The sequence below is a fragment of the Nonomuraea sp. NPDC050643 genome (assembly GCF_040654715.1).
Taxonomy (GTDB): Bacteria; Actinomycetota; Actinomycetes; order Streptosporangiales; family Streptosporangiaceae; genus Nonomuraea.
In genome coordinates, this window is sequence record NZ_JBFAIM010000017.1 from 135,024 (window position 1) to 148,319 (window position 13,296).

Genomic DNA, 13,296 nt, shown 5'->3' on the forward strand with positions numbered 1-13,296 from the left:
CGGCGCCCCCTACCCCTGCAACCTCGGAAAATGTCTGTTATGCCCCACTTGAGTCTCCCCTGAGGGGAGGCGCGAAGCTGGGGGCATGGACGGGGACACGCTGTACTCGATCGGCGACCTGGCCCGGCGCACCGGGCTGACGGTCAAGACCATCCGCTTCTACGCCGACCAGGGCATCGTGCCTCCCACCGACCGCAGCCCCGCCGGCTACCGCCTGTACGACGTCACCGCCCTGGCCCGCCTCGACCTCGTGCGCACGCTGCGCGACCTGGGCCTGGACCTGCCCACGATCCGCAAGGTCGTGGACCGCGAGGTCTCGCTCCCCCAGGTCGCCGCCGCGCACGCCGAGGCGCTGGCGGTCCAGATCCGCGCGCTGCGCCTGCGGCGCGCGGTCCTGACGGCGGTGGCCAGGCGCGGCTCCAGCCCGGAGGAAATGGAACTCATGCACAAGCTGGCCAGGCTCTCCGCCGAGGAGCGCCACCGCCTGATCGCCGACCTCTTCGGCGGCCTGGACACCGACCCGGCGTTGGCGGGCATCATGCGCTCGCTGACCCCCGAGCTGCCCGACGACCCCGAGCCGGAGCAGGTGGAAGCGTGGGTGGAGCTGGCCGAGCTGGCGAGCGACCCGGACTTCCGCACCTCCCTCCACCGCCTCGCCACCCACCACACCGCCGACCGCCCCACCGCCCACCCCCACCCCACCGACCGCCAAGCCACCGACCCTCACGCCACCGACCGCCGAGCCGCCGACCGCGAAGCGCCCGGGGGCGGCCGGCTTGTGCCGGTCATCGCCCCTGATCCGGCCGCGCTGGCCCGTGACCATGCCGGGCCCGCCCTGGCTCAGGACATCGATCCCGCCGCGCCCGAGGCGACGCCGATCGTGGAGGCCGTGCTCGCGCGCTACGCCGAGGGCCTCCACGACACCACCGAAGTCCGCCACCGCCTGCTGACCCGCCTGGAGGCCGCGAACGACCCCCGCAGGGAGCGCTATCTCGAACTCCTCGCCGTGATCAACGGCTGGCCGCCCCCGCAGAGCCTGGCCCCGGCGCTCGGCTGGTTCATCGAGGCGCTGCGGGCCAGGCTCACCCCGGCAGATCCGCCCGGTCGCGGCCCAGGACGAGCTGGTCGAACAGGGCGCCCCCGCCGGTCGACTTGATGCCGAGGCACCGCACCCGCGGCGGGTTCCCGCCCGTGACGGCCCACAGGTCCACGACGACCTTGGTCCACCCGGCGGCGGGCGGGCCGGGCAGCCGGTGTTCGGCGATCACCGCGTGGTCGGGGTAGGCCGCGTCGCCCACCGACACCGCCACCCCGCCGCCGGGCCAGGGGCGGCCGATCAGCAGGCTCATGCCGGTCGTCGCCTCCGACATCGGCTTCCAGGCGAACTGGAGATACCGGTACTGCCCGGGGCGCGGCGTCTCGGCGATCTCGAAGTCCCAGTTGGGGACCGCGTGCCCGAACGGGACCACGAACGCGGGGCCCGTCTCCCCCGCCGCCGTGAGCTGCAGGCTCTTGGAGCCCGCGTAGGCGTCCGTGTGGCTGAAGGTGAACGGGCGGCCGGGGTAGATGAGCGTGCGCAGGTCGGACTCCTGTTCGTCGAACAGGACCGCCAGGCCGCGCCCGGCGACGGCGTCGGGGTGGGAGCAGCCGAGGGCCTCGCCGTGGAACACCAGCTCGCCCAGGCGCAGGTTGCCCGCGGGCCACGCGCCGCCGCCGGTGCTGACGAAGCGGAACCTGGCCGCCTCCAGCGGCGTCTCCAGCACATGGCTGTGCAGGGCCGCGTCCGACAGCAGGTACGGCCCGTCACGCCACCGCTCGGCCGCCGCGTCCCACCACTGGACGCGTACGTCGCGCAGCCACGACTCCGGATGGGCCGGGTCCTCGGCCAGCGTGATGCCCGTGACGCGGAGCCGGGTGTGGAAGGCGTCCACGACGACGGCGAGCTTGTCGAACCAGCCGCTGTCCACCGACCCCACCGCGTGCCAGGGCAGCCACGGGCCGGGCGGCGGCTCGGCCTTACCGTCGCGCAGCAGGTCGACGGGGTACTGCCAGTCGTACCGGCCGGCCGGCGCGTCGGCGGTCAGCCGTTCGTTGTAGATGAGCGCGCCGGGGTCGGTGAGCAGGTTCGGGGTGAGCGGCAGCGGCGCCGGCGCGGCGTTGCCCCAGCCGGTCTTGCGGGTCGTCGGCGTCGGTTCGGGGGCGAGCAGCTTCGCGCGGGCGTCGGTCTCGGTGGGCGCGAGCAGCCGTTCCCAGCGGGGGCGCAGGCCGGGAGCGAAGCGGATCACGCGGCCCATCCAGGTGGCCACCAGCAGGTCGCCGCCGGGCAGCCAGGCCGGGACCGGCAGCGCAAGCACGTCGCGCTCGGCCACCACGTCGCCGAACCTGGTGAGCACGGTGAGCGTGCCCAGCTCGGAGCCGACCGCGACCCGTGCGCCGTCCGGGGAGATCGCCGGGCGGCGCAGCAGGTCGTCGCCGGTGAACGTCCACAGCAGGCCGCCGCCGGCGGCGAACGCCTCGAGCCGCCGGCCCCGCGTGGTGACGAGGAACTCCCCGTCGGCGGAGAGCGCGATCTCGTCGAAGGAGGCGGGGATGGTGTTGCGCAGGGCGCCGTCGCGGACGACGTACAGGCGGCCTCCGTCGGTGTCGGACCAGAGCGCGACGGTACGGCCGCCGCCCACGGCCCCGCCCAGCGGCCCCGGGAACGTCAGCGACCACAGCTCGCTCCCGTCGGAGGCCCGCAGCGCGGTCGCCGTCGTGCCGTTCATGGTGAGCAGCGTCGAGTCGTCCAGGGCGAGGAGCCGGTGCGGCGTACGCCGGTCCGCCCACCACTCCCGCGACCACCGCTCGCCGCCCGCCCGGTCGAACACCACGAGCCCGAGATCGCCGGACGTCGCCACCCAGGAGCCGCCGGGCGCGACCGCGAAGTTGTTGATCCCGGTGTCGTAGCCCCATTCGGCGACCGCCCAGTCGGTGGCCCGCTTGGGCAGCCCGAACAGCGCGAAGCGCCGCGTCGGCGTGCCGGAGCGGTCGAGCAGGTAGAGGTGGTAGCCCTCGGCGCGGGTCAGGTCGTAGCCCTGTGCCGCGAAGCCCCTGGCCACGGCCTTGGGCGCGGAGGCGAAGTGGTGGCCGATGCGGCGCCGCCACGTGGTGCGGCCGGTGGCCAGGTCCACGCCGTAGAGGTTGTGGTCCCAGTTGAAGCAGCTCAGCGCGGCCGTGCGGCCGTCGGCGGCGATGGCGACGTCGCGGACGTGGGGGCCGAAGCGCTCCTGGAGCCGCTGCGCGGGCGGCCGGTGGCCGGCGGGCGCGATGGCGTACAGGCGGGCGGGCACGGTACGCAGGTCGGTGGTGATCTCGCCCCCGTGGTGCGGCACGACCTCGCCGGCGAGCAGGTCGATCACCCGGTGGCCGGGCGGCACGGTCAGGCGCAGCTTGGTGACCAGCGGCGCCCGATGGGTCATGAGCAGGCCGACCCGCCAGGCCAGCCCCGGCGAGAGGTCGAGCACGGCGTTGTCCACCGCCCACACGTAGCGGACGCGGCCGGCGACCCGCTCGCTCAGCAGCACCTCCGGGTCGTCGCAGACCGCGACCGGGGCGACGACGGCGTCCCACGCCTTGCGGAGCTCGGCGGCGTGGGCGAGGAAGTAGCGGCGGAAGCGCTCGTAGGCGGCGTCGTCCTGCATCGCACTCGGGTCCTGCTCGACCTGGTCGAAGGTGACGGGCAGCGGGGTGAAGCCCTCCAGGAGGTCGGCGCGGCTGCCGCCGTCGTAGTAGACGGGCACGCCCGACCCGCGCAGCGCGGCCTCCAGCTCGGGGTCGAGCCGGACCCGCTGGCCGACGACGAGCACGGCGTCGAAGCGCCTGAGCGACTCGGCGGTGGCGTCCTCGGTGAACACGAAGGAGGCGGGTCGGTGGGCGTACAGGCAGGCGTTGTACGCCTCGAAGAGCGAGTCGAAGTACGCCCCGCCGATGCGGCCGTCCCACACCTCGATGCGCTGCATGCGGGTGGAGACCACGATGGCCACCCGGTCGGCGTTCGCCGCCTCGGCCGTCAGCCGGCCGTACTGGCGGAACACCTCGTAGGCGGCGCGCAGGACCGACGTCTTGCCCGCTCCGCCGGAGCGCGGGTCGCCCGGCTTCGGCCTGGTGCCGCCGGAGCGTTCGTCGGGGAACGCCACGCCGTGCGACGGCCCGTGGCCGGCGCCGGCGTCGCCGGAGGATCCGACGCCGTCCACGCCCCGCATGACCATCTGGAACAGCGTGGGCAGGTACATGCCGCCGGTGCCGTCGTCGTTCCACAGCTCGGGGTGGCCCCACACGGGCTTGCCCGGCCGCCGCTAGAAGTCGACCTGGTGCGGGGTGACCTGCGGCGGCTGGATCTGCTCGGCCTGGTAGTGGAGATCGACCTCGTCGGCGTCGCGGAAGAGCGCGGGCGGGTGGCTCTGCACCGACCGGTACGGCGCGGTCAGCGCGCTGACCTTGCCCGGCGCGACGGCGTCGAGCGCGGCCCGGAAACGGCGCTCGGCGTCCGCCTTGAGGGCGAACGTCCGGTCGGTCACCGTGTCCAGCACGGGCGCCCACGTGCCCGTCTCGCGCGCGTCCTCAAGGGCGGCGTCGTACGCGGCCCGCTCCCCCGGGCCGGTCGCCTCCTCGGCGCCGGTCCGCTGGTACCACCAGTTGGCCGCCCAGCTCCAGCCGCGGAAGGCCGGGTAGTCGAGCAGGTGCCGGGTGACCGCCTGCAGGTCGGCGACCATCTGCTCGGGCGTGCGGGTGTCGTAGGGGGCGCCGAGCGGCAGGCCCGCGTCCATATAGAGCAGGATCGCCTGCTCCCGCATGCCCCGGGCCCCGTAGCCGGCGATCGTGCGCCGCGTCGGGTCCTCGAAGATCGCCTTCTCCGGCGCGACCGCCGCCGGGTCACCGCTGAGCCGCTCGACCGTGGCCTGGTCGGCGGGGTGGTCCTGGAAGCGTCCCTGCCAGCCGTGGCCGAGCCGGTCCACGAACAGGTTCAGGCCGAGCTTGGCCGCCCTGGCCAGGTGGTCCTCGGTCAGGTCGGGCAGGTCGGCGAAGCGGGGACGGTGGGCGCCCGCGCGGCGCGGGTCGCTGGGGAAGCTCTCGATGTAGTCGCCGTGCTGGACGAGGTGGAAGGCGGGCCGCGCGGCGAGCCCGGGACCGAGGTCGAGGTACTGCGGGGCCACGGTGAAGCCGGGCACCTGGGCGTCCAGCACGTAGCGGCCGGGGTCCCAGCCTGCGGTGGCGTCGAGGGTGAGCGTGCCCCGGCCGTCCCGCAGCGGCGTCTCCTCGGCGGTGACCGGCACTCCGCCCGGTCCGAGGACCCGCACGGTGACCGTGAACGGCAGGGCCTGGCCGGCCGCCGCGCGGGCGAGGACCGTGGCGGTGATCGGCTCGCCCCGCCCGTAGGAGAAGCGGTTGAGGGGGGTGAAGATCGACACCGAGCCGTGGGTGTCCGGGGTGCGGATCTCGACCACGGTGTCCACCACGTACTCGGTCAGCCGGCCGGCCCCGTCCGGCGAGACGCGTACGTGGTAGAGCCCCCGTGCGGCGGCCGGGACCGTGTCGCCGAGCTCGGTGAACTCGGGCACGCCGAGCGGGCGCAGCCAGGCCCGCAGTCTGGGCTCGGCCCGCCAGGCGCCGCCGTCGTGGCCGATGGTCAGCGGGTTCGGCCGGCCGGCCGTCCACACCGGCGACGGGTAGCTCACGGTCAGCCGTTCGACGTCGGCGGGGATCGAGCGGAGCAGCCGGCCGGTGGCGGCCTCGTACACCTCGAACAGGACGGCGGGGTCGGCGCGCTTGACGAACAGCTCCGTGCCGCGTGCCCGCAGGCCGGTGACGCCGTGGGACGCCCCGCCGGTCAGGGTGAGCGTGCCGGCCGCGCCGCCGTCGCCGTCGAAGACCCGCACGGCGTCACCGGCCGTGAGGACGTACAGGTGGCCGTCCGCGCTCACGTCGAACGCGCCGAACGTGTCGCCGGCCGGGCGCGCCGGCACGCTCCACAGCGGCCGGCCGTCCATCGCGGACGCCCAGAGCGTCCCGGACGGCCAGGCGGTGTAGAAGCGCCCGGCCGCCTCGGACACGCGCAACCCCACGGCGCCCTGCGTGGCGCTCTCGCCGAGCGCGTCGAGCGGGTACGCCGCGACCGCGAGGGCGTCCGGCCCGACCCGCACCACCCGCAGCCGGTACTGGTCGATCGCGTAGAAGTCATCCGACGCGCCCGGCTGCACGTCGGAGGGCGCCAGCCAGCCGTCCTGGTCGCTGTCGGTGAAGTCGGCCAGCCTCCCGACAGGGTTGAAGTCCCGGTCCCAGAGGGCCACGCGCTTGCTGAAGTGCGCCTCCGCGGTGGCGATGGCGCCGTCGGCGTTGGCGGTGATCGCGAGCACGGCGTAGCCGACCGCTCCGGCCCGCCGCGCGCCGCCGTCGGGCGCGATCCGCAGGGCCTGGCCCACGGGGAACTGGGCGCCGCTGGCGAGATAGACGTGGCCGTCGGCGCCCAGGCCCAGGCGCGCGGCGGCGACGTCGAAATCGGGGTGGTGGCGGGAGATGACCTGGTCCAGCCGCATGGAGGCTCCTCGGGGGTAGGCGTGACCTCTCCATTACCCACCGTGTTCACCCCGTTGTCATGAGTAACCCCTACTCAGTCCCAGGCCGGCATCATGCCCTTGGGGTAGCGCGCGCCGAAGCCGCCCGCCGGGAGGATCTCGGCGATGCGCCGCAGGTCGGCCTCGTCGAGCGTGAGGTCGGCGGCGGCGACGTTCTCCTCGAGCCGCCGGACGCTGCGGGTGCCGGGGATGGGGACGATGTCGTCGCCCTGGGCGAGCAGCCAGGCCAGGGCGAGCTGGGCGACGGTGGCGCCCTTGGTGGCCGCCAGGTCCGCGAGCCGGCTCGTGGCCTCCACGTTCTTCTCGTAGTTGCCGGGCTGGAAGCGGGCGTCCCAGGTGCGCATGTCGGTGGGGTCGTATTCGGCGCCGGGCTTGGCCTGGCCGGTGAGGAAGCCCCGGCCGAGCGGCGAGTAGGGGACGAACCCGATCCCGAGCTCGCGCAGGACGGGCAGGAGGGCCTCGACCTCCCGCTCGAACAGCGAGTATTCCGTCTGCAGCACCGACACCGGCTGTACGGCGTGCGCCCGCCTGATCGTGTTCGCCCCCGCCTCGCTGAGCCCGAAGTAGCGGACCTTGCCGGCGTCGACGAACTCCTTGACCGTGCCCGCCACGTCCTCGATCGGCACGGCGGGATCCACGCGGTGCTGGTAGAGCACGTCGATGACGTCCGCGCCGAGCAGGCGCAGGCTGTTGTCGACGACCTCGCGGATGTGCTCGGGGCGGCTGTCCACGCCGCCGTCCCTGGTGCCGGTGAAGTCGAATCCGAACTTGGTGGCGATGACGACCTCGTCGCGCACGGGCGCGAGCGCGGCGCCGACGATGCGCTCGTTCTCGCCCTGCCCGTAGAGCTCGGCGGTGTCGAAGAACGTGACGCCCAGTTCGTGGGCGCGGCGGATCGTGGTGATGCCCTCCTTCTCGTCCGACGGACCGTAGGCGAGGGAGATGCCCATCGCGCCGTAGCCCAGTGCCGAGGCCGTCAGGCCCTGCCGTCCAAGGTTTCGCTTGTCCATGAGGTTGGTCCCAGAATGTTAGATGCCTCTTACATGATGTGAGAGTACTCTAACATTCGAAAGAGGGGAGAATCGTTCGCCGTGAGCAGTTCCACGGCCCCGCGACGCGGCTACCACCATGGCGACCTGCGCGCCGGGCTGATCCGTGAGGGCATCGCGCTCCTGGCCGAGACGGGGCTCGCGGGGTTCTCGGTGGCCAAGGTCGCCGCCCGGGCGGGGGTGTCGTCGGCGGCTCCCTACCGGCACTTCCCCGATCGTGAGGCGCTGCTGGCCGCGTGCGCGGCGGCCGTCATCGGCGAGTTCACGGACGTCCTGACGGAGGCGGCCGAGCGGGCCGGCCCCGATCCGGTCGACCGGCTGGCCGCCACGGCGGGCGCCTACGCCCGCTACGTCCTCGACCACCGCGCCGGCATCGACCTCGTCTACTCCCACGAGTTCTCCGGCCCGCACAGCCAGACCGTCCAGGAGGAGAGCCGCCGTCTCACCGGCGCCCTGATGACCCTGGTGGCGGCCGTGTTGCCGGAGGACACCCCCTGGGCGGACCTCGTGGACTTCGTCTACGTGCACCTGTCCGCCACGCACGGTTATGCCACCCTGCGCCGGCAGAGCCGCCCGCGCGACCCGGACGCGTACGCCGCCCGCGCGGCCACCGCCGCCCGCGACCACCTCACGGGCTACCTCGCACGTGTGCGGGGGCGGTAGGCGGCCCCGCCGGCGGGAGGCGGCCCTACCATACGCGCATGACCACGCACGGATTCACGCTCACCGCCGAGGGCCCGTTCGACTTCGGCGCCTCGCTTCGTTTCGTCGAAGACTGGCCGGCCACCAGCACGCTGCCCTCCGACGGGCGGGCGCTGCGCTTCGCCTACTGTGCGGAGTCCGACTGGCTGCCGATCGGTGTGAGCGTGACGGGCCGGCCCGGCGGGGTGGCCGTCGCCACGACAAGGGCGCCGGGGCCGGGCATCCGGGGCGAGGTGGCGCGGATCCTGTCCCTCGACGTGGACGGCGGCGGGTTCGCCAAGCTCGGCGAGGCCGACGAGGTCCTCGGCGACCTGCAGCGGCATCGGCCGGGGCTGCGCCCGGTGTGCTTCTGGAGCCCGTGGGAGGCGGCGTGCTGGGCGGTGATCGTGCAGCGCTCCTCGATGCTCATCGCCTCGCGCGTCAAGCAGCGCATCGCGGAGCGCTTCGGCGCGCGGGTCACCGTCGACGGGCACACGTTCACGGCCTTTCCCCCGCCCGTGTCGCTGCTGGACGCGGACGGGCTCGGGCTGCCCGCGCAGAAGGAGGAGTGGGTGCGCGGGCTGGCGCGCGCGGCGCTCGACGGCGTGCTGACCACCGAGCACCTGCGCTCGCTCGCCCCGGAGGAGGCCCTGGCCGAGCTGCGCGCCCTGGCCGGGGTGGGGCCGTTCTCGGCGGGGCTGATCCTGATCCGGGGGGCCGGGGCGCCGGACGCGTTCCCGGGGGACGAGCCGCGGCTGTTCGCGATCCTGCGGGAGGCGTACGGGATGGCGGAGGACGCGCCGCCGTCGGCGTACCGGAGGCTGGCTGAGTCGTGGCGGCCCTATCGGTCGTGGGCCTCGTTCCTGTTCCGGGCGACGTCCTACGGCGTCACCGAGGCCGAATAGTCACGGAGGCCGAATGATCACGGAGGCCGAATGATCACGGAGGCCGAAGAGGGGATCACGTGGACGAACTGATCGCGCACGCGCGGGAGGCGTTCGGCTGGGACGGCGACGTCGCGGCGTCGGCGGGGCCCCGGGGCGCGCTCGGGCAGATCTGGCGGCTGGAGGTGGGCCGCAGGCGCTACGCGCTGAAGGAGATCTTCGCCGAGCCGCCGTCGGAGGCGCTGATCGCGGCGGAGCTGGCCTTCGCACGGCGCGCGGCCGACGCCGGGGTACGCGTTCCGGCCGGCCATCCCGACCGTGAGGGGCGCTACCTGGTCACGACGCCCGGCGGCACCTGGCTGCGCCTGTACGACTGGGTGGACCTGCGCCCCGTGCCGCTCTCGGACCCGGCCACGCCGGGCGCGATCGGCGACCTGCTCGCCCGCCTGCACCGCTGCGCCCCCGCCATGACGGCCGAGGCCGACGGCCACCCGCCCGCCTCCTGGTACGACCACGTCCCCGCCCCGGACGCATGGATCGAGGCCACCACGTCGGAGGCGGCCTGGGCCCCGCGCCTGGCCGACCGGCTCGCCACGCTGCCCGACCTGTCCGGGGCGGTCACCCCGGCCGACCCCGCCGAGCTGATCACCTGCCACCGCGACCTGCACCCGGAGAACGTCCTGGCCGGCCCCACCGGCGACCTGGTGGTCGTCGACTGGGACAACGTCGGCCCGGCCACCCCGGCCAGGGAGCTGGCCCAGGCCATGTTCGACTGGTTCTTCGACGACCTCGACGCCATGGCGGCGCTCTGCGCGGCCTACGTGCGGGCGGGCGGCCCCGGCCGGATCACCGGGGCCGCCGACTTCTCGATGATGCTGGCCACCCGCCTGAACTTCGTGCTGGGCCAGTCGAGGTTGGCGCTCGACCCGCGGACCGAGCCCCGGCACCGGGAGTGGGCCGAACACGAGATCGACGGGACGCTGGACGTCCTGCCGACCCCGCGGCGGCTCTCCGAGGTGCTGGCGCGGGTGGGGCCGTAGCCGGGTCACATGCCGCGGCCCTCCAGCCCGGCGACCGCGATCGTGCCCGAGGTGCCGCGCAGGCCGAACCCGTAGTGGAAGCCCTCCCTGGCCTGCGGCGTGGACAGGGTGGCCCCGATGGCGGCCGTGCGCAGGCGCCGCCACGTGCCGCCGGTGAACGCGTAGGAGGTGATGGTCTCGCCCGACAGGACCAGGGCGAAGCGGTCGCCCGGGCTCAGGGTCAGGGCGGCGTCGCCGGGGGTGTCCAGGAACCGGCCGCCCACGCGCACGTTGAGGCCCGACTGCTTGCGCGTGTGGTTGTACCAGGCGGTCACGTAGGTGTCCTTGTCCTTCACCCAGCCGGTGAACAGGCTGTCCTCGGGGCTGCCGGTCCCGGCGAACGAGCCGGCCGTCACGATGCTGACCGCCTCCCCCGACGACGGCCCGGCCGGGCCCGCGACCAGGCCGAAGAACGGCTGGTCCGCGCTGCCCGCGAAGCGCCCGCCGCCCGCCGACGTCACCGGCACGACCTCGCCGTCGGAGGGCTTGTGGAGGGTGTAGCCCGCCGAGGTGTCGGTGGCGAAGGTGTCCTCCACCTCGGCCCTCGGGTAGGCGGCCGGGTCGAAGGCCACCTCCACCTGCGCGTACGCGCTCACCGCCCGCGCCGGCCCGTCGTACGTCACCGCGGCCCGCACCGGATGGGTGCCGGGGCGGGAGGCGGTCCCGGCGGGGGGTGAGAGCCGCCAGCGGACCGTGAACGTGCCGCCGGGGCGCACCACCGGCGTCGCCGCGCGGCCGACCGGCTCCGCCGACCAGCCGGGCGGCACGGCCAGCGCGGTCGTGACCCGGGTGGCGGGCTTGCGGCCGTGGTTGGCGAAGGTGGTGGTGAGCTCGGCGGGCGGGCCGCCGGGGCGTACGGGGCCGGTGACGGCCACGTCCACGCGGGTGTCGCCGGCGGCGGGTGACCAGGCCTGCAGTTCGCTCACCCCGACGTAGGCGCCGGGCGGGTTGGCGAACACCAGCCGGATCGCCGTCGTGGTCAGGGCCGGGAACGTGATCCGGTTGAGCGCCGCGCCGGCCGGCCGCTCCGGCGCGCGCGCCTGGCCGGGCACCTCCCGCCAGGACTCGCCGTCCCGGTACTCCAGCCGGTACGACGCCGGTGCCCGCACCCCTCCGCCGTCGTCGTAGGCGTAGAACCGCACGTCGCTCACCTGGGTCGGCAGGCCGAAGTCGACGCCCAGGTGGTCCTCGGCGTTCGGGGAGCGGTAGTTCGTCCACCGGCTGTGCGGGATGTCGTCGTAGAAGATCCGCCCGTCCACGGCGTCCCACACGTTGTCGATGCCGCCCGTGTAGGAGGCGAACGGCCGCGGGTGGCCGGTGCCGTGCGGGTTGGCGGCGTCGTTGCCCGGCCGCGACGAGCGGTCGGGGGTGACGGCGGCCGGCACGTGGGCGGTCAGCTCGCCGAGCGCGGGCCGCGCCGCCGCGAGCCGGCCGTCCACGTAGAGGCGCAGGCCCTTGCCCTGGCCGTACCTGGTGCCGTCGCGGTCCCACAGGACCGTCACGTTGTGCCCGTGGTAGGGCACGTTCTCCAGCCCGAAGTGGTCCCAGCCGGCCGGGACCAGCGGGTTGACCACGACCCTGCCGTCCGCCTGCGGGCGCAGCCCGATCAGGCCGCTGATCACCAGGTCGTTGAAGGTGGAGTGGTTGTAGTGCTCGCTGTGCCCGGCGCCGTCGTAGATCCAGCGGGGCTCGTCGGGGTGGTGCGCCTCGGCCACGTAGGGGCGGCCGTTCTTGTACTGGGTGCGCGCGTAGCCCCGCAGCACCTCGTAGTAGTCGGCGGCGGTGACCACGCTCTGGTCGCGGTCGTTGAGCAGGTTGGCCATGGCGGTGAGCGTGGTCGAGGTGGAGTACGGCCAGCTCGGCCCGTTCCATCGGCAGCAGCCGCGCAGCGCGTCCCGCATGAACAGCGGGCTGCGCCGCTCGGCGGTGGTCGGCCCGTAAGGGGCCGCGAACCCCTGCGGGTCCAGCAACTGCGCCCACGCCCGCTCGGTGCCGGGCTTGGCCATGCCGAACGCCCACGGCACGAACCCGATCTGCTCCCTCGTGGACACCAGCCGCCGCTCGGGATCGAGGTCGGCGCGGGCCTTGTGGTAGTAGAAGGAGCGCTCCGGATCCCAGAGGTGGCGGTGCAGCGCGTCGCGGAGCCCGGCGGCCCGCCGCTCGAACGTCGTGGCCAGGGCCCTGTCACCGGGCTTGCCGCGCATGGCGGCGATGGCGGCGATGGCCTTGGCGTCGCCGTACTGGTAGGCGTTCAGGGTGGGACGGTAGCCGGCGCCGCCGTGGTACGGGTCGGCCGGGTCGGTCTCGTAGGAGGAGGCGGTGTACTCCATCGCGTCCCACACGGGGACCGACCAGTACAGGCCGAGCTCCTCGTCGTACTGGCCGCCCCACTTGTCGTACTGGCGGACCAGGTCGGGCAGCAGGTTCTGCACGAAGGACGCGTCGCCGGTGACCAGGTAGCGCTGGTAGGCGGCGTCGGCCGCCCACCAGGCGTACTGGTGGGCCCAGTCGTCGGTGTCCTTGTTGACGTAGTCCTCCTTCGGCTTGGGGCCGGCGCCCGGGCCCCGCAGCCAGTAGGTGAGGTAGTCGTCGATGGGGCGAGGGTCGCGCAGCCAGCGGCCCTCGTAGACGTGGTGGCCGGCGGCGGCGACGATGCCGCCGAGCGGGGCGGCGTAGCCGGGCGCGTTGTGGAACTCGGTGATGACGTGGCCGGTCGTGGTGTCGGTGTAGCGGATGTGCCGCTTGAAGGTGCTCCAGCGGTAGTAGTAGACGTCCTGGATCTCCTGGTCCGGCACGTCCAGGAACGGGATGTTGGCCTCGTACCACTCCGGCTCGGCGTAGCCCGACAGCGGCGCGCGGTGGTCGAGGAAGGACGTGCCTCTGCCGACCTCCGGGTACGCGGGCGGCGGCTGCGGGCCGGCGGCCGCGGGAGCAGGGTGGAGGGCGACCGCCGCGAACATGGCGAGCGCAACCGTCGTGCGTCTCATGGGCA

8 protein-coding genes are annotated in these 13,296 nt (G+C 74.3%); 4 read left to right on the forward strand and 4 right to left on the reverse strand.

Going from position 1 to position 13,296, the window contains the following annotated elements; translation table 11 throughout:
* Positions 1-85: 85 nt before the first annotated feature.
* Positions 86-1,156, forward strand: a complete 1,071-nt coding sequence (locus tag AB0I15_RS24265; RefSeq protein WP_358099529.1) for a MerR family transcriptional regulator — start codon at positions 86-88, stop codon at positions 1,154-1,156.
* Here the strand turns inward: AB0I15_RS24265 and AB0I15_RS24270 are convergent.
* The 3 genes from AB0I15_RS24270 to AB0I15_RS24280 all read right to left on the reverse strand — a co-directional run bounded on the left by AB0I15_RS24270 (position 1,083) and on the right by AB0I15_RS24280 (position 7,621).
* Complete coding sequence (locus tag AB0I15_RS24270) at positions 1,083-4,316, reverse strand: PQQ-binding-like beta-propeller repeat protein (RefSeq protein ID WP_358099532.1); 3,234 nt, start codon at positions 4,314-4,316, stop codon at positions 1,083-1,085. The two genes, AB0I15_RS24265 and AB0I15_RS24270, sit on opposite strands and share 74 nt — an antisense overlap.
* Before the next feature lie 18 nt (positions 4,317-4,334).
* Positions 4,335-6,572, reverse strand: a complete 2,238-nt coding sequence (locus AB0I15_RS24275) for a hypothetical protein (RefSeq protein ID WP_358099535.1) — start codon at positions 6,570-6,572, stop codon at positions 4,335-4,337.
* 74 nt (positions 6,573-6,646) lie between these two features.
* Positions 6,647-7,621, reverse strand: coding sequence for an aldo/keto reductase (locus tag AB0I15_RS24280; protein ID WP_358099538.1), 975 nt, complete (start codon positions 7,619-7,621; stop codon positions 6,647-6,649).
* Positions 7,622-7,702: 81 nt separating this feature from the next.
* Between AB0I15_RS24280 and AB0I15_RS24285 the strand changes: the two genes are divergently transcribed.
* The 3 genes from AB0I15_RS24285 to AB0I15_RS24295 are packed head-to-tail and all read left to right on the forward strand — an operon-like array spanning position 7,703 to position 10,265.
* The gene (locus tag AB0I15_RS24285; protein WP_358099540.1) at positions 7,703-8,323 is read left to right on the forward strand and encodes a TetR/AcrR family transcriptional regulator; all 621 of its coding nucleotides are present in this window, start codon (positions 7,703-7,705) and stop codon (positions 8,321-8,323) included.
* A 38-nt stretch (positions 8,324-8,361) separates the two neighbouring features.
* On the forward strand, positions 8,362-9,246 hold the full coding sequence (locus tag AB0I15_RS24290) for a hypothetical protein (RefSeq protein WP_358099543.1): 885 nt from the start codon (positions 8,362-8,364) through the stop codon (positions 9,244-9,246).
* Between the two features lie 59 nt (positions 9,247-9,305).
* Complete coding sequence (locus AB0I15_RS24295) at positions 9,306-10,265, forward strand: phosphotransferase (protein ID WP_358099546.1); 960 nt, start codon at positions 9,306-9,308, stop codon at positions 10,263-10,265.
* A 5-nt stretch (positions 10,266-10,270) separates the two neighbouring features.
* Here the strand turns inward: AB0I15_RS24295 and AB0I15_RS24300 are convergent, their stop codons facing one another.
* A complete protein-coding gene (locus AB0I15_RS24300; protein WP_358099549.1) occupies positions 10,271-13,291 on the reverse strand; it encodes an NEW3 domain-containing protein in 3,021 nt (1,006 codons plus the stop codon).
* Positions 13,292-13,296 lie beyond the last annotated feature (5 nt).